Here is a 17,527-nt window from a genome sequence, read left to right on the forward strand (position 1 = left end):
CGACGATGGTGCGGGAAGAACGGTCCGATCGCCGGTGTTGCATAAGAGCGGCCCGCGGAGGGCGCCACACCGCCGGTAGCGATCGGCCAAGCGATTCGAGGAGTCCTGGACGTGTCATCACCCAAGTCCCTGCCGCCACTTGTCGAGCCGGCCGCGGAACTGACCAGGGATGAGGTTGCCCGCTACAGCCGTCACCTGATCATCCCCGATCTCGGGGTGGCCGGGCAGAAACGTTTGAAGAACGCCAAGGTGCTGGTCATCGGCGCGGGCGGGCTCGGATCGCCTGCGCTGCTGTACTTGGCCGCCGCGGGGGTCGGCACCCTCGGCATCGTCGAGTTCGACGAGGTGGATGCTTCCAATCTGCAACGCCAGATCATCCACGGTGAATCCGATATCGGCCGCTCGAAGGCCGACAGCGCGCGCGATTCCATCCTGGAGATCAACTCCGGCATCGACGTGCGGTTGCACAAGATCCGGCTGGAACCGGAGAACGCGGTCGAGCTGTTCGGCGAGTACGACCTGATCGTCGACGGTACCGACAACTTCGCCACTCGCTACCTGGTCAACGATGCCGCGGTACTGGCGGGCAAACCCTATGTATGGGGCTCGATCTACCGTTTCGAGGGGCAGGTCTCGGTTTTCTGGGAGGACGCGCCGGACGGCCGCGGTATCAACTATCGCGATCTGTACCCGGAGGCCCCGCCGCCCGGTATGGTGCCATCCTGCGCCGAGGGCGGCGTGCTCGGTGTGCTGTGCGCGTCGATCGGTTCGGTGATGGTCACCGAGGCGATCAAATTGATCACCGGGATCGGTGAGCCGCTGCTGGGCCGGTTGATGGTGTACGACGCACTGGATATGAACTACCGGACCATCAAGCTGCGCCGCGATCCGGAACGGCAGCCGATCACCGAGCTGATCGACTACGAGGCGTTCTGCGGTGTGGTGTCCGAGGAAGGGCAGGAGGCCGCGGCCGGGTCGACCATCACCGCGTACGAGCTCAAGGAACTGCTCGACGCGGGTAAGGAGATCGAACTGATCGACGTGCGCGAGCCGGTGGAATGGGACATCGTGCACATCGAGGGTGCCAGGCTGATCCCGAAGGACCGCATCCTGTCCGGTGAGGCGCTGGCCGAGCTGCCGCAGAACCGTTCGATCGTGCTGCACTGCAAGACCGGTATCCGCTCCGCCGAGGCACTGGCCGCGCTCAAACGCGCCGGTTTCTCCGATGCCACCCACCTGCAGGGCGGCGTGATCGCCTGGGCCAACCAGATCGACCGGTCACTGCCGGTGTATTGATGCCGCCGGTATCGGTATTCGGCCGAGTGCCCGGTGGCGCTCGGCCTTGCCGGTACCCCGTTGGTGGAGTTCGGGCCGTGCGGTATCCGGGTGTTGAACCGCACCTCCGGCCGTATCGGCACCGAACTCGGCGCGGGGACGCGGGCCGGGCGACGGTACCGGATGGTGGGAAATGGATCACCAGGTGCCACCGGAGAAGCCCCGGCTTCAGCTGTGGGGAACCGTTAAAAATGACCGCCGTACGGCGTGCCGTCGACCGGTCGAATCGGACACGACATACGGTACGGCCGTGACTTCTGTGGAACCTCCCGAGCATGTGCGCGCCACGTTCGGTCTGCGTGAAGTGACCCCGGTGGCGCTCGGTAACTGGGAAGGCGGCTGGCGCTTCGGCGATGTGGTGCTCAGCCCGGTTGCCGATCACGCGCGTGCGGCGTGGTCGGCCAATGTCCGCGAGTCGTTGTCGGTGGATGGGCTGCGGCTCGCTCGTCCGGTGCGGGCGACCGACGGTCGCTATGTGGTGTCCGGCTGGCGTGCGGACACCTATCTCGAGGGCGCTGCGGAACCCCGGCACGACGAGGTGGTCTCGGTATCGGTGCGGCTGCACCAAGCAACGGCACAGCTGGAGCGGCCACGGTTTCTCGCCCAAGCGCCGGTCGTGCCCTGGGTGGATGTGGATGTGTTCGTCGCAGCCGACCGCGCTACCTGGGATGCGGTGCCGCTGCGGAGTTTACGTGCGGGTGGCGCGCAGCTGTCGACCTCGCCGGACGGTCGGCGCAGTCTCGAACTGATCGGTCAGCTGGCCACACTCCGTAAGCCGGTGCGCACCCCTTCGCAGCTGGTGCACGGTGATCTGTTCGGCACAGTGCTGTTCGCAGGCGCCCGCACCCCAGGACTCTCCGACATCACCCCGTACTGGCGGCCCGCGCCGTGGGCCGCGGCTGTCATCGTGGTGGACGCGCTGGCCTGGGGCGGCGCGGACGACGGGCTACTGGAGCGCTGGGCCGATTTGCCGGAGTGGCCGCAGATGTTGTTGCGGGCGATCATCTTCCGGCTCATCGTGCATACCCTGCACCCGCGCTCGACACCGCATGCCTTCCCCGGGCTCGCGCGCACCGCCGATATGGTCCGTCTGGTGCTCTGAACCAGGAGGTTCGGCGCGCGGCATGCGCAGGCGCGAACAGTGGCAATACGGTGACCATCATCGAAGGCAATTCCAGTGACGCGGTGCGGCGTAATAGCTATCAGATGGGGGATTCGGACCTGGTCGGTGTGGTGAAGCCGCCGGTGGTCAGTGCGTGTGGTCGGGGTGCCACATGTCCTCGGGGACGAATCGATGGCGGTCCCCGGCCTGCGCGAGGAGTATTTCCGTGCCGGTCTGTGCGCGGTCGATCAGCTCTGTGGCATGGCCGAAGTCGGTGGGCGATATTGTCAGCGGGCGGGGGGGTGCCAGAACGATCAGCCGCACATGGTCGGGTACGCGGCCGATATCGGCGACCATCTGATGGCGGATCACCACCGACAGGGTATGGGCGGCGATAGCCAGTGCTCCGCGTGGTGGCCGGTTCAGGGCGCAGGAATAGCCGGTTGTGAGCGCGTAGATTGTGCGTGCGCCCATCGCGACCGCGCTCGCGATCGGGGTGTTCGCGGCGATGCCGCCGTCGACGAGTAACCGGCCCCCGATCGATACCGGTGGGTAGACGACGGGTATGGCGGCGCTGGCAAGCAGTGCGTCGACCGCGGGCCCTTCGGACAGGCGGCGTTCGGCTCCGGTCAGCAGATCGGTGGCCACCAACTCCAGTCGGATCCTGGCGTCCTCGAGACGGTCGAACTCGAGGAAATCGATGATCAGTTCGCGTAGTCCGTGTTGTGATGCGAGATGGTCGCTGCAGCCGAGGAAGCCGAGTGCACCCATGATCGGGTTGGTCGGGAACACAGTGCGGCGGCGCAGTGTGGTCCACACGTTCGTCAAATCCGCCACCGTCGCCGCGGTAGTGGGGCGAGAGGCGATGAAGGCCGCATTGAGCGCGCCTGCCGATGCGGCAGTGATCAGGTCAGGTACGACACCGTGCTCGTACAAGGCGGCCAGCATACCGACCTGGATCACGCTGTGCGCCGCGCCGCCGGACAGAACGAACGCAACAGGTTCCCGCGTATGTTCCGGCATGGGTCACCTTTCTCTCTTTCGGAGACTTCGGGACTGTCGAGCAGCGGCGCTCATCTCGTTGTGTGATACCGAGGCAAAGAATCTGCCCAGACGTTTTCGGTATTACCGCGGGATCGTCCCGAGGCGCAGAATACCGATTTCGGCATCCGGCGCCTTTCTTCATATCGGCGGTCTCGTCCATGGCCAGGACAACTTCGGTATCGACAAGTTTATCGACAATATCCGCGCAGGTCAGCAAATAGCGCCTCATCGTCACGTGGCCCGCGACAGGAAATGCCGCATCGTGTGCGGCGTATTGTGACCGCAGTGCCGTGTGCGGGTGAGGTCCTGATGCTTGTCTGCTACCGTTGACCCGGCCTGCGTCGTTAAGGGTTGAGAGGGTGGGGATGGTTCGCCGAGTTATGTTGCCGCTGCTGGCTTTCCTGCTTGTGCCTGGGGTGGTGGGGTGTGGTGGTGACACTGTGAGTGGTTCGCCCACCACTAGCGCTGTCGCGAAGGAGGATCTGTTCGACCCGTGTACGGGGGTCCCGGATGAGGCATTGCTGGCGGCGGGGGTCGATCCGGCGACCGAAGTACCTGGAATCCTCGGCAGACCGATGGAATCCGGGTGGAAGATCTGTGGCTGGGATAACTCGCAGTACTTCCTCGTAGTGTTCTCGACCAGTCACACTGTGGCGGAGTTCGAGAGCAAGCCTGGGAACGTGGAGTTCGAGGACGTCACGATGGCGGGTCGGCAGGGGCGGCGGTTCAAAGTCGAGGGAGCATCGAAGGATCTGCTCTGCGATGTCGTGTTCCCGACGCGTCATGGGGTGATTCAGCTGCGGATATCGAATAAGCCTATTACCGGTGAGCGGGAAGATCCTTGCGTGGTTCTGGATCGTGTGGGAGATTTCATCGTGCCGGTTTTTCCGGAGTAACGGGAGGGGTTGTCATGGGCGAGGATAACGTCCTGGTATGGAAGCAGCTGGCGGGGCAGGCGCGTGCGGGGGAACTCTATCTCGATGACGAGAGAGCCGCCTATCTCTGTGCCGAGGCATGTGAAAAGCGGATTACTGAACTTTTCCGCCTGCTCGAGGCTGCGCAAAGAACCAAGAATGTCGGCGGTTTCGGTGATTTCAAGATGGCGGATGCTCTGGCGAAGAAGTTTCTGAAGCAGGCCACTGGTGAGGATAATTCGATCGAGAATGTCCTTCGTGAGCATATCGAGGTCGTGCAGAATATGCGTGAGGTCATGGCGATTTCGTTCAAACGTATCACCGGCCAGGATATCGAGAACGCGGACCGGATGGCGTATGTTATCGAGCAGGTAGATCGATGACTTATCCCTACTACAACTACACTCCGAAAACTCTGGGTTCGGCGATGCTCCGTAGCATCACCGACTGGATTTCCGGGGAAGAGTTGCAGGCCGAGGTCGACCCGTTCGCGGTGCAGGGAAGATACAACGAGCAACGCGATGGTGTGCGAAGCCGGTTGGCGGATATCGGTTTTCAGGGCGACTTCTGGCCGAGGGAAGTGCTCGACGCCGACGAGTTCGAGGGGTACGACGTCGCCACGTTGCGCGGCAAGGTCGATCGGATCGATCTGGCTTTGGTCAGTGACCTGGTGGCAGCGTGGCGGAATGTCGGTACCGGGCATCAGGAATCGCTGGACGAATTCGTCGAGGCCATGGACAAGGTCACCGATGCGAGCGTGTGGCGGGGTGCGGCACGCGATGCGGCGGCGAGCGCCGTCCACGACTATGCCGCCCAGGGCGCGCAAGTCTCGAATGGGGCCCGGCTGACCAGTAACAAGGTGGAGGAATTACAGACCGGCTTGGCGCCGACCAAACAGTTGGTCCCGTATGCCCCGGAGCATCGCAGTGGGATGGACAACTTCCGCAGCTTCTTCGCCGGGCGTGGATGGCGCAATGACGATGTCGCCGAGTACAACGCGAAGGCCGAGGCATTGCGGGTGCTGCGCACTGTATACGCCCCGGTTGTCATGGAATCCGATACCGATGTCCCGCTGATTCCCCGGCCGGCACCGAGCACGCATCCTGATGGCGGGACCGGCGGTGCTGGTGGTCCCGGCACTGGTGGCACCGGAACCGGTGGCGGGGGTATCGGAGGCTTCGGCGCTGGGGGAATCGATACCGGCGGTACGAGCTCATCGGGAGCCCAATCGCCTGGCTCGGATATTCCTGGTGACCAAGGCAACTCGACCAGCCCTACGAACGCCGAGCAGGCCACGGCCGATCCCGGCGGTACGCAGCCATCGGCCGCCACCGATCCCGCGTCCACGGCTCCGGCCTCCACTACATCCGCCTCAGCGCCCGGTGCCTCCAGTAGCCAGGATTTCCGTACGCCGGGCGGTTTCGGTGGTTCCGGAAACCCGGGAAGTTACGGCGGAACCGGAGGCCAAGGAAACTACGGTGGGCCGGGAGGCCAAGGAAACTACGGCGGATTCGGCGGTCCCGGTGGATCATCAGGCGTATCGGTGCCGCCCCAGGGGCGTTCGACTCCGGGTGTGCCAAACCCTCTCGGACCGGCCGCGGCTGCCGCGCGGGCGGGATCCGCGCCGGGCCGTCCCGGTATGGCCGGTATGCCCGGCGGTATGGCGCCCGGCGCGCGCGGCGGCAAAACCGATGACGAATCCAGCAAAGGCATTCCGGACTATTTGATCACGCAGGAACACAGCGATGAACTCACCGGATTGGGCGATCTACCGAAGACGACGCCACCGGTCATCGGTGAATAACCGGATACGATAAGGATTTCTCCGTTGACAGCCATGCAGAGCTGGCGTTTCACCGCGCTCGAATTCCGGACGCTATGGGAGTCGACCGGCCGGGACGTGCTGCCCTATCCATTGCGTCACCAGTACACCACCGAATTTCGTTCGGACAGTATGCGGTTGCGCCGAGCGGCGGCCCACGCGTTGCATCCACGTATCGATGACGATCTGCTGCGTGCGGTCGAGGTGCTGCTGGAGCCGGAGGCCCGGGTGGAGCTGGCCGGAATCTGCCGGGATCGCGCGCTGCGCGCGCATGCCGGGGTGTACTACGAGCACGGTGCGCTCGCAGTGCAGGAACCGGGACCCGACCCAGAACACGGCGGTGATGTGCTGCTCACGTTACTGCCCGCCGGTGCGGTGGCGCGGGCGGTGGTCGATGTGCTCCCCAGCCGTACCGAGGGACGCGGAAAACAAGTGCAGGTACCGGCCGAAGAACTGGAGCGGCCCCGGCCACCGGTTCGCGACAGCTGGCGACCGACGCCACGGGAGGAGTTCGAGAAGTTCTTCACGCATACGATGGCGATGACCTGCCATATCGGCGTCTACGCTATGGGCAGTGTGGACAACCGGCATATCGACGGCCGCAAGGACTTCCAGCTCAACGATGTCGACGATGACGGTCGCTACGTCACCTTCGGAACCCATACGCTGACGTGCAAACCCACTACCGGCGAACGGATCACCGCCACCTTGCAGCAGATGATCGCCAGGACGGTCACGGAAGTGCGTGACGGCGTTCACCTGCCGCACTGACCGACATCTGGTCGGATGGCCGAAGGCCACATGCTTTCAGTGGCCGATATCGTGGTCGCCCGGCCGGACGAGTTCGCTCTCGTACGCGAAAGCCACCACCTGGGTGCGGTCACGGAGACCGAGTTTGGTGAGGATGCTCGATACGTGTGATTTCACGGTCGCTGGACCGATGAACAGCTGAGTGGCGATCTCCGAATTGCTGGCGCCTCGGGCGACGGCGGCCACCACCTCGCGTTCGCGTTCGGTGAGCCGGTCCAGCCTGCGCACGACAGTGGCATCGGCGGTACGGGGTTCGGTGAACCGGCCGATGAGGCGGCGAGTGATCGACGGAGCCAGCAGTGCACCGCCGTCGGCCACGGTGCGGACAGCTCCGGCGAGCTGGTCGGCGGGAATGTCCTTGAGTACGAAGCCGCTGGCGCCTGCGCGTAGGGCGCGGTAGACGTATTCGTCCGGGTCGAAGGTGGTCAGAATCAATACCCGCACCTCCCAGTCGGCGGAAGCCAGGATGCGTGCGGTCGCCTCCAAACCGTCCAGCTCCGGCATTCGGATGTCCATCAGGATCACATCCGGGCGATGCGCTCTGGCGGCATCGATAGCAGCTACACCGGTCCCGGCCTCCGCGACCACCTCGATATCGTCGTGAATGCCAAGGACCATGGCGAAACCACCACGGACCAAAGCCTGGTCATCGGCGATGAGCACGCGGACACTCATACCCGATCGTCTCCGATCGGCAGCTGGGCGACCACCAGGAACCCTCCTTGTGTACGTGGCCCCGCCTCGAGGCTCCCGCCCAACAGTAGTGCGCGTTCACGCATTCCGATGATGCCGTGTCCGCCGGATCCAGGTGGCGCAACCGGCGGTCCTGGCACGACGGCAGTGCCGCGACCGTCATCGAGCACCTCGATGACGATCGCGTTGCGGTCGACATCGAGTCGTGTCTGTGCGTGGGTCCCTGGCCCGGCATGCTTGAGCACGTTGGTGAGTGCCTCTTGGACGATGCGGTAGGCGAACAGGTCCACTCGGGCGGGCACAGCGGCGGGCAGCCCGTCCGCCGACAGCGATACGTGCACACCCGCGCCGCGGATCTGTTCGACGAGCCGTGGGAGATCGGCGAGGCCGGGCTGTGGACCGAGTTCGGTTTCGGGCCGCAGCACATCGAGCAGATGCCGCATCTCGGCCAGCGCCTGGCGGCCGGCTTCCTCCACCGCGCCCATGGCCCGCACGGCGGCATCGAGGTCCCGGGTAGCGATGACTTTCGCCGCTCCGGCCTGCACGGTCATCAGACTCACCCGGTGGGCGACTACATCGTGCAGCTCGCGCGCGATACGGGTCCGCTCCTCGGCGAGGATCCGATCGGCTTCGGCGGCGCCTTCGCGCAACAGCCGTGCGGCGCGCTCGGCGCGTGACCGGAGCAGGTACCCGATATTCCACGCTCCGAACATGAAGATGCCGCCGACGAGAATCTCCTGCCACCACGGGGTGGGATCGTCCAGGCCGTCGCCGATGAGCAGCACGATGATCACGGCGATACCCGCGGGGTACCAACGATTCACGGTCCCGTAGCGGCCCACGCTGTACAGGGCGACGAGGGCGGCCGGGCCGAGATGCGAGTAGCCGGTCAGGAGCAGCGGCATCCAGCTGAGCAGTACCGAGCCGAGCACGATCAGCGGTGCGCGTCGCCGCCAGTACAGTACGGCGTTTCCCGCTAGGAGGGCTGCCACGGCGGGATGCGCGACCTCGGCGAGCGGACGGATGGTCAGGGCGTCACCAGGTGCGTCGACCACGAACAGCGCCAGCAGGAACGCCACCACGGCGAGTGCGGTATCCGCGGTGCGTGGCCAGCGGGCGAACGGACCCCGGAACCTGCGCGCACCAGTGACAGACGGCGTCGTGCTGTCCACGGGGGACAGCGCCTTGTCGGTGGGCATCGGCTCACAGTACGCCCGGTCATGAACGTATTCACCCGTCGCGAGACGGCTTCGGGCCTCCGCCGTATGGGGGAGACCACCGGCCGATGCGTCCGCTCGAATCCCGCCCGGCGGCGGAACGCGGACCAGCTGTCCGGCGGACGACAGGGCGGGGGGTGGACCAGCACCGTGGAACCACTGCGATACAGCCGCCCCACCGGTTGTCGAACCGGGCTGGGGACCACGGTCAACACACAGGAGCACATCACCATGAACCGTTTCACTCGCCGCATCGGCGATATGAGCGCCCGCAGACCATGGGCCACGATCTCCGCCTGGGTCTTTGTTGTCGCCCTCGTAGTCGCCTTGGCCGGTACCGCGGGTGGCTCGTTCCTCGATGATTTCGTCGCGCCGGGCAGCCAGAGTGAGAAGGCGATGGACCTGCTCGAACAGCGCTTCCCCGAGGCGGCTGGAGGTAGTGCGATGGCGGTGTTCGCCGCGCAGGAGGGACAACAGCTCGACGATGGGCGCGCCGCCGTCGACGCCGCGGTCACCCGGATCGTCGAGGTGCCACATGTTGTGGCTGTATCGGATCCGTTCACCGCGGGCACCGTGTCGCCGGACGGGCGTATCGGTTTCGCGGATATCGTTTTCGACCGGCCCTCGGCGGAGCTCGGCCCGGAGTCGCTGGTGGCGCTCACCGCCGCTATAGCGCCTGCGCGGGAAGCCGGTCTCCTCGCGGAACTCGGCGGCGATGCGGCGTTCATCAACGCTGAGACCGAGCCATCGACTGCGGAGTTGGCCGGCCTGTTGGTGGCGCTGATCGTGCTGGTCGTGGTGTTCGGCACCCTTGTGGCCGCGCTGGTGCCGATCGTGCTCGCTGTGGTCGCGGTCGCGGGGGGAGTTGGCGCTGTCGCACTGCTGGCCAATGCGATGGACATCTCCACCTCGGCACCGCCGATCGGTGTCATGATCGGCTTGGGCGTCGGAATCGACTATGCCCTGTTCGTCGTGGCCCGATACCGGGAGAACCGGGCTATGGGCCAGGACAACGCAACTGCTCTGTCCAACGCTATGGGATCGTCGGGCGCCGCCGTTGTATTCGCAGGCGGCACGGTGGTCGTTGCCATGGGTGCGCTCGCGCTGACCGGCCTGGGTTTCCTCGCTTCGATCGGGCTCAGTACGGCCTTCGTTGTGCTGGTTGCTGTTGCGACCGCCCTGACTCTGCTGCCCGCACTGCTGGCATTGCTCGGCGATCGTATCGACGCGGGGCGGCTGGTGGGTCGCGGGCGTTCGGTGGCGCGGGTCGAGGAGACGGCGTGGTGGCGCTTCGCGCATCGCATCGCGGGCCGACCGTGGCCGTATCTGCTGGTCGCGGTGGCGGCGATGGTGGCGCTGGCCGTGCCAGCGTGGACAATGGAGACCGGTTTTCCCGATGCGGGCGACGATTCGACCAGCACCACTCACCGGCGTGCCTACGACCTGCTGGCGGAAGGTTTCGGGCCTGGCATCAACGCGCCGTTGCTGCTGGTCGTCGATCTGCGCAGCGCGGGTGTGACCGCCGACGGTATCACCGCGCTGTCCGAGCGGATTGCCGCAGATCCCGGTATCGCCCAGGTCGGCGTACCCCAGATCGCACCCGCCGGTGACACGGTGGTGCTGCCAGCCTTGCCGACTACCGCACCTGCGGATACCGCGACCTCCGAAACACTCGCGCGTATCCGCGATCTCATGCCTGCCAATGTCGCGATATCGGGCTTGACCGCTATGACCGACGACCTCGCTACTCAGCTCGCCGATACCCTGCCGATCTTCGTAGCCGCCGTCCTGGCCGCCTCATTCCTGTTGTTGCTGGTGGTTTTCCGGTCGGTCGTGGTGCCTTTGAAGGCTGTCGTGATGAACCTGCTGTCCATCGGCGCGGCCTACGGCGCCGTGGTCGCGGTGTTCCAATGGGGTTGGTTCGCCGACTTTTTCGGCCTGGACCAGACTTATCTCATCGCTTCTCCGATGCCGATGATCTTCTTCGCGGTGCTGTTCGGCCTGTCCATGGACTATGAGGTGTTCCTGCTCTCCCGTATCCGCGAGGAATACGACACCACGGCCGACAACACCGAGTCGGTGGCCCGCGGTATCGCGGGTACGGGGCGTGTGATCACCTCCGCTGCCCTGATCATGACCGCGATCTTCCTTGCTTTCATCGCGGACCCATCCCCCCTGCTCAAGATGATGGGGCTGGGGCTGGCGACCGCGATCGTGCTGGACGCCACGCTTGTCCGGATGGTGTTGGTGCCCGCCACCATGGCGCTGCTCGGTCGCACTACCTGGTGGCTGCCGGGCTGGCTCGACCACCGGCTTCCCCATCTGAGGTTGGAAACCACCGGCCCGAAGCATCTCGCGTCAGCGAGTATGCACCGCAGACCTGCATACGAGCCGGACCGGTTGTGCTGAACGGTTGTCGCGGCACCTGTTGCGGGCCGATCCGGCCGTTACCGAACTCAGCACCGGCAGCGGATGATGCGATGAGCCGGATCCGGTGCCATCGCACCGGATATCCGGCCCGTGCGGGTAACCGGATCATGCCTGATCCGAATAGTTCACCCGATGGATTCTATTGCGCCGTATCCGATTCTCACGAAACTTTTAGAAACAGCTCCGAGTGGCAGCGCAATATGTCCAGTATGTCCCTTTTGTATGCGAAATGTATTGATGCACTTGATATTTCGATCCAGTGTAATGCGGATTGGATTGGATCCAGAATTTATACCCCAGACATGAAATCCGTTCCTATCGGCGTGGAGTGGTCACTTTCGAGAATCCGGTCGGTGACAACAACGAGATGTGCCACCTATCATTCGGCGACGGAATTTGATCTCGCTTTTCGTGGAGGAACATTGCCCTCGTTCAACCGAAGGGGTTTCCTGGCCAGTGCGGCTACCTCGGCAACGGCCGCGGCCGTGGTCTCGGCGGGGGCGGCCCCCGGTAAGGCCCGTGCGGATACCGATCCGGACAAGCCGAACATCCTGGTGATCATGGTCGATGAGATGCGTGCGCCCATGTGGTTCCCCGACCAGGCCACTTTGGACAGTGTGCTGCCGAATATGGCGCGTATCCGCAACGGTGGTGTGTCGTTCGAGAATCATTACACCGCGGCCAATGACTGCACCGCCTCCCGTGGCTGCATGCTGACCGGCCTGTACGCTCACCAGACCGGGGTCATGGTGGTGTCCGGGTCGACGCTGTCGCCGAAGTTCCCCACCTGGGGATCGATGTTGCGCGAGCAGGGGTACGACACCAACTGGTGGGGCAAATGGCATATCGGCAACTATCCCGACAAGACGCCGGGTTCGCTCGAGGCCTACGGCTTCTACGGCGGCACCTACCCCTCACCCAACGGTGCGCCGGGCCAAGGGTTGCAAGCGGATCCGAAGATCGCCGACCAGTTCGTCGATTGGTTCCACAACGACTCCGGTAACGCGCCGTGGTGCACTACCGTCTCGTTGGTCAATCCGCACGATATCCAGTTCTGGCCGCGCTGGACCCGCCGCGACCAATTCAATATGGATATCCCGCAGTGGATGAACGGCATGCCGCCGAACTTCGAAACACTCGAACAGCTGGCCGAGAAGCCGCGGCTGCAGATGGCGCTGTACGAGGTCTCGCAAGTGGCATTCGGGTTGGCGCCCGCGGGGACCCCGGAAGCCGCGCAGGCCTGGGCCGAGGTGCGCAACCTCTACCTGTGGCTGCAGCAGCAGGTCGACATCCAGATCGGCCGGGTGCTCGATACGCTGTACTCGCGGCCCGACGTCGCGGCCAACACCGTCATCATCTTCACCGCCGACCACGGCGATTACGCCGGCTCGCACGGCCTGCACGGTAAGGGTGGCGGCGCCTACGACGAGGCCATCCGGGTGCCGCTCTACGTACACGACCCGCGCGGCTATCTCAGCCCGGTCGAGGGCACAAGCATCCGCAACCAGCTCACCTCCAGCATCGATCTCACCCCCTTGCTGCTCACCATCGCCACCGGCGGTAACGGCTGGCGCAGCGACGGGCGCTATGAACACCTGAGCGGGCGTTACGATCTCACGGAACTGTGCCGTAATTCCGGTGCCGCGGGCAGGCCGTGGATCGCGCACACCACCGACGAGGCCACCATCGAAGAAGCCGCGATCCTGTTCAACCAGAACGCTCCAGGGCATGTGGCGATGGTGCGCACCGCCGAGGCGAAGTTCGCCTCGTATTCGCATTGGGTGGAAGGCCAAGTCCGGGTCGACTCGGCGCAGCAGCAGGAGTTCGAGCTCTACGACTACAGCACCGACGAAGGCCGGCTCGAGCTCGACAATCAGGCGGCGACCGGTAATCCGCTGCGTGGCAAGATGGAACCGCTGCTGGAGAACGCCATCCGCAACGAGATCCAGCAGCCGCTGCCTGCTTATCTGAAGGCCGCCCAGGAGGAGGGGATCGGCGACTATATCGCGTCGCAAACGAACATCCTGGCCCAAGCGGAGCGCGTCGGTCACCTCATCGAGGAAATTTTCATTCCCAAGCCGTCGTAGGTCACGCCTATCCGACCGGTAGCGGTGGCTGTTACGCCGATGTCCCGCGGGTTCGAGAACCCGCGGGACATCGGCGTTGTGGCGGTCAGACGTTGGCGTATGCCAGTGAGGGGACGCGGTCGACCGCGAAGGAGGACCGCAGGTAGAACCACCAGGTGACACCGCCCATGACCAGGAAGGCCACCGCGTACGCCCAGAAGGCGGGCGCCATGCTGCCCAGGTGGGTGTTGGACAGCCGGAGCGCTTGTTGCAGCAGCCAGCCGCCGCTCGCGCCCACCGCGCCGATGACGCCGATCGCGGCGCCTGCCTGACGTTTGGCCGAGGCGGTTGTCTCCGCTGGGTCCTGCCCGCTTTCCATGGCGCGTCGTTTGTTTTCCGCGCTGAAGATCATCGGGATCATCCGGTAGGCGGAACCATTGCCGATTCCGGTCAGCACGAACAGCAGCAGGAACGAGATCAGGTACAGCGGGAAGCTCTTCACCGACAGCGATGCCATGATGAGCGCGATACCGAGCGCCATGCCGCCGAAGACGGACATGGTGATCTTCGCGCCGCCGACGCGGTCACCGATCCACCCACCGAGCGGGCGGCTGAACGAACCGACGAACGCGCCGAGGAAGGCCAGGTTGCCGAGCGTGCTCATCCAGCTGATCTCGACCAGATCGGGGAAGTTGGCCTTGAGCAGTGTCGGGAACGCGAAGGAGAAGCCGATGAACGAGCCGAAGGTGCCGATGTAGAGGAAGGCCATGATCCAGGTGTGCCGGTTGGTCAGGGCCAGTTTGTAGGACTGCCCGTCGGACTGGGCCTGGCTGATGCTGTCCATGTACCGCAGCGCGCCGAATATCGCGGCCAGGATGAACGGTACCCAGACCAGCACCGCGAGCGTGATGCCGAACCGGTAGCCTGCCGGGTCCTTGGCCATGATGTGCGTGCCGAGCGTGATCACCAATGGCAGGAGCAGCTGAGTCTGCGCGACGCCCATGTTCCCGCCCGCGGCATTGATGCCGAGCGCAGCGCCCTTCTTGCCCTCGGGGTAGAAGAAGTTGATGTTGGCCATCGAGGAGGAGAAGTTGCCGCCGCCGACACCGGCCAGCGCGGCGAGGATCATGAACACCCACATGGGTGTTTCCGGCTGGTTGACGAAGTAAGCCAAGCCGAGTGTCGGAAACAGCAGCATGCCCGCGCTGAACGCGGTGAACGCTCGTCCACCGAACCTCGGGATCGCGAAGGTGTACGGCACCCGCAACATGGCGCCGACCAGGGTCGGGGTCGAGGTGAGCAGTAGGGCGTTGCTCACCGCGGTCGGGTTTCCCTGCCCGAGACCGGCGAGGAAGCCGAATCCGGCCGCGCCCATCGCGGTGACCACGCTTCCCCAGATCACCCAGATGCTGAAGCCGAGGTTCTCCGCGAAAACGGAGAAGAACAGGTTCTTGCGCGCGGTCAGTTTGCCACCGGACTCCCAGAACTGCTCATTGTCCGGCTCCCAGTGGTCGAGCCAACGCCCACGTTTCTGGTGTTGGAATGTCGGTGTCTGTACCTCGGGGCCGGTGGTCGCGACGGCGGTCATCGGCACATCCTCTCGATCGGGGCTCGACCGACCCTCATCGCGGCGTCGTTGCCGACGGCGGCTGTCGAGTTCCTGAAATGCTGGTCGTGACCAAGGTAGAAGCCGGTTATTGCGTTTCTGTGGCCGCTGATGACGTTCCGGGCAAATCGGTCTCACTATCCGTGAGCCGCGATGGTGACCACTTGGTTACGCGCCGCGAGTGCGCGCCTCAGCGCACGTCCGGATATTCCGCGATCAGGGAGTTGAGGAAGCATCTGGTGGTCGAGGCGGCTCGTTCGGGATCGCCGTCGATCACCGCGTGTACCAAGGCCGCGTGCTGCGCCGGATAGGAATCGTCGGACTTCGACGCTCTGGCGAGGATGACCTCTTTGATGATAGGCAACAGCGAATCGTAGAATTCCAGGTATACCGCGTTGTGGCTTGCGACGACGATCGCGCGGTGTAGCTGGACGTCCGCTTCGATCGCGGTGTCCAGGTCCTCATCCCATCCTTCGTCCCGCTCTTCGAGCAGGTGCAGCAGCGTCTCGATATCGGTGTCGTCACGGCGGCGTGCCGCCAGCGCGGCCGCGGTGGTGTCCAGCGCGAGGCGCAGTTCCAGCACATCGCGTTCCTCGGCATCGGCGAAGTACTTCGCCAAGGTTCCGCCCAGATCGGAGCTGGCGATCACATAGGTGCCCGAGCCCTGGCGGCGTTCCAGCATGCCCGCGTGCACCAGCGCCTGGACGGCTTCGCGCACGGTATTGCGGCCGGTACCGGTGAGTTCGGTGAGCTCGGGTTCGGTGGGAATGCGGGAGCCGATCGGCCAACGGCCGGAACGGATTTCCGCCCGCAGCTGCTCGGTGACCTGGGCTATGAGACTGGTGCGGCGGACGGTTTGCACCCCGATAGCGTACCGCCCATCCCCGCATTTGCCCTTGATCATCCGGTCATCCTATGATTTCGCGGTGACTGCGACCCTTCCCGAATCTGCGGCTCTCCCCGAATCCGTGCTGGTCGAGCGGCGGCGTCGCGCGCTGCTCGAGGGCAGGCTGCTGGTTCTCACCGCTATCGTCATGTCCGCGCTTACGCTGCGTGTCGCCGTCACCGCGTTCAGTCCGCTGGCCGAATTCATCGGTGCCGAGATCGGTTACGGGGCCGCCGTGGTCGGGGTCTTCGGTATGGCCCCGCCCGCCATGTTCGCGTTGGCCGGGCTGCTCACCCCGCTCCTTGCGGTCCGGCTCGGACTGGAGCGCACCGCGCTTACGGCCATGCTGATGGCCGGCACGGGCATGGTGCTGCGGGTGCTGGTATCCGGCACCGTGGAACTGCTGGTGTTCTCCGCGCTCGCACTCACGGGCATGGGCATGGGCAATGTGGTGATCCCGCCACTGGTGAAACGCTATTTCCCGGACCACATCGCCACGGTCAGCTCGCTGTATATCGTCATGGTGCAGCTCGGCACCGTCGTGCCTGCCCTTATCGCGGTCCCGGTGGCCGATGCGCAAGGCTGGCGGATCTCGCTGGGGATGTGGGGTCTGCTCGGCTTCGCCGCCGTGGTGCCATGGCTGGCCATCGTGCGGGATCGGCACGGATACGACCGCGTGGATCAGACGGCGGTGCCGGACCATGCCCCGCGAACGGGCCGGGTGTGGCGTTCGCCGATCGCCTGGGGCATGGCAGGCATGTTCGGCATGACCTCGCTGATCACCTACTCGATGTTCGCCTGGTTGCCGAAGATCATGACAGACGCGGGAGCGAGCGCCGGGTACGGCGGTGCCATGGTCGGGTTGTTCGCCCTGATCGGACTGGTCGCCGCGCTCACAGCGCCGACGGTGGTCGTCCGGTTCCGCAATCCGTTCGCTGTGGTGATCGGCTGCGCGGTGCTGTTCTACATCGCGTTCGCCGGGCTGATCATCGCACCGATGGCCGCGCCACTGGTGTGGGTTGTGTTGCTCGGACTCGGCCCGAGTACCTTCCCGATGGCGTTGACGCTGATCAATCTGCGTACCCGCACTCCGGGCGGTTCGGCCGCATTATCGGGTTTCACCCAGGGGGTCGGTTACGCGGTGGCCTGCGCGGGTCCGCTGCTGTTCGGCATGCTGCATACGACGACCGGCGGTTGGCTCGCTCCGTTCGCGCTGCTCGGTGGTGCGGTGCTGGTTCTGCTGTTCGGTGCCTGGCAAGCGTGCAAACCGCGCATGCTCGAAGACACCTGGTGATTCCCCGCGCGCCGGAATGATCGTCCGTTCCGAGTTGCGCACGGGTACGTGCGGGAGCATGCTGTGCCCGGCGCACCTCACCGCTCGGTGAATTCGGGATCGGGCCGCGTGTGACATCCGGAAATCGTTGTGTCACATGCCGGAAACATGTGCTGGAAGCTCACGGCGGATGGTCGGAATGCGTGAGCAACCGTTGATTTGACGGTCATTTCGCGCAGCATGTCGGCAATACCCATTTCTTACCTTGGGGCCAACCGAATCCGGGAGGCCCTGTTGCACATGCTGACGCGGTATAGCTCGGGACTCCG

14 protein-coding genes are annotated in these 17,527 nt (G+C 64.8%); 9 read left to right on the top strand and 5 right to left on the bottom strand.

Going from position 1 to position 17,527, the window contains the following annotated elements; genetic code table 11:
• Positions 1-111 precede the first annotated feature (111 nt).
• Both moeZ and ACL02S_RS09295 read left to right on the top strand, forming a co-directional pair.
• Complete coding sequence (gene moeZ / locus ACL02S_RS09290) at positions 112-1,296, top strand: adenylyltransferase/sulfurtransferase MoeZ (RefSeq protein ID WP_412801912.1); 1,185 nt, start codon at positions 112-114, stop codon at positions 1,294-1,296.
• Between the two features lie 289 nt (positions 1,297-1,585).
• Positions 1,586-2,437, top strand: coding sequence for a TIGR02569 family protein (locus ACL02S_RS09295; protein WP_412801913.1), 852 nt, complete (start codon positions 1,586-1,588; stop codon positions 2,435-2,437).
• Between the two features lie 147 nt (positions 2,438-2,584).
• Here ACL02S_RS09295 and ACL02S_RS09300 read toward each other — a convergent pair whose 3' ends face one another.
• On the bottom strand, positions 2,585-3,460 hold the full coding sequence (locus ACL02S_RS09300) for a patatin-like phospholipase family protein (protein WP_412801914.1): 876 nt from the start codon (positions 3,458-3,460) through the stop codon (positions 2,585-2,587).
• Positions 3,461-3,861: 401 nt separating this feature from the next.
• Here ACL02S_RS09300 and ACL02S_RS09305 point away from each other — a divergent pair, with 401 nt between their 5' ends.
• From ACL02S_RS09305 to ACL02S_RS09320, 4 genes are read left to right on the top strand one after another with little or no spacing between them, the layout of a single operon-like run.
• Positions 3,862-4,377 carry a DUF3558 domain-containing protein gene (locus ACL02S_RS09305; RefSeq protein ID WP_412802090.1) on the top strand — a complete coding sequence of 172 codons (516 nt, stop codon included), beginning with the start codon at positions 3,862-3,864 and terminating at the stop codon, positions 4,375-4,377.
• 14 nt (positions 4,378-4,391) lie between these two features.
• Positions 4,392-4,778 (top strand): hypothetical protein, encoded by a 387-nt coding sequence (locus ACL02S_RS09310; RefSeq protein WP_412801915.1) that lies wholly within the window; start codon positions 4,392-4,394, stop codon positions 4,776-4,778.
• On the top strand, positions 4,775-6,199 hold the full coding sequence (locus ACL02S_RS09315) for a hypothetical protein (protein WP_412801916.1): 1,425 nt from the start codon (positions 4,775-4,777) through the stop codon (positions 6,197-6,199). The genes ACL02S_RS09310 and ACL02S_RS09315 overlap by 4 nt, the downstream gene beginning before the upstream one ends.
• Before the next feature lie 33 nt (positions 6,200-6,232).
• Entirely contained in the window at positions 6,233-6,988 is a 756-nt protein-coding gene (locus ACL02S_RS09320) for an ESX secretion-associated protein EspG (RefSeq protein ID WP_412802091.1), read from the top strand.
• A 36-nt stretch (positions 6,989-7,024) separates the two neighbouring features.
• Here ACL02S_RS09320 and ACL02S_RS09325 read toward each other — a convergent pair whose 3' ends face one another.
• Positions 7,025-7,702, bottom strand: a complete 678-nt coding sequence (locus tag ACL02S_RS09325) for a response regulator transcription factor (protein ID WP_412801917.1) — start codon at positions 7,700-7,702, stop codon at positions 7,025-7,027.
• Positions 7,699-8,919, bottom strand: a complete 1,221-nt coding sequence (locus ACL02S_RS09330; protein WP_412801918.1) for a sensor histidine kinase — start codon at positions 8,917-8,919, stop codon at positions 7,699-7,701. Before ACL02S_RS09330 ends, ACL02S_RS09325 begins: the two co-directional genes overlap by 4 nt.
• A gap of 249 nt (positions 8,920-9,168) precedes the next feature.
• Between ACL02S_RS09330 and ACL02S_RS09335 the strand changes: the two genes are divergently transcribed.
• Positions 9,169-11,346 (top strand): MMPL family transporter, encoded by a 2,178-nt coding sequence (locus ACL02S_RS09335; protein WP_412801919.1) that lies wholly within the window; start codon positions 9,169-9,171, stop codon positions 11,344-11,346.
• 443 nt (positions 11,347-11,789) lie between these two features.
• The gene (locus ACL02S_RS09340; RefSeq protein WP_412802092.1) at positions 11,790-13,454 is read left to right on the top strand and encodes a sulfatase-like hydrolase/transferase; all 1,665 of its coding nucleotides are present in this window, start codon (positions 11,790-11,792) and stop codon (positions 13,452-13,454) included.
• Positions 13,455-13,539: 85 nt separating this feature from the next.
• Here ACL02S_RS09340 and ACL02S_RS09345 read toward each other — a convergent pair whose 3' ends face one another.
• Both ACL02S_RS09345 and ACL02S_RS09350 read right to left on the bottom strand, forming a co-directional pair.
• The gene (locus ACL02S_RS09345) at positions 13,540-15,021 is read right to left on the bottom strand and encodes an MFS transporter (RefSeq protein ID WP_412801920.1); all 1,482 of its coding nucleotides are present in this window, start codon (positions 15,019-15,021) and stop codon (positions 13,540-13,542) included.
• Positions 15,022-15,229: 208 nt separating this feature from the next.
• Positions 15,230-15,901: a FadR/GntR family transcriptional regulator gene (locus ACL02S_RS09350; protein WP_412802093.1), complete on the bottom strand. Its 672-nt coding sequence runs from the start codon at positions 15,899-15,901 to the stop codon at positions 15,230-15,232.
• A gap of 64 nt (positions 15,902-15,965) precedes the next feature.
• On the opposite strand from ACL02S_RS09350, the gene ACL02S_RS09355 reads away from it, so the two are divergent.
• Entirely contained in the window at positions 15,966-17,219 is a 1,254-nt protein-coding gene (locus ACL02S_RS09355; protein WP_412801921.1) for an MFS transporter, read from the top strand.
• Positions 17,220-17,527 lie beyond the last annotated feature (308 nt).

Source organism: Nocardia spongicola, assembly GCF_047200775.1.
Taxonomy (GTDB): domain Bacteria; phylum Actinomycetota; class Actinomycetes; order Mycobacteriales; family Mycobacteriaceae; genus Nocardia.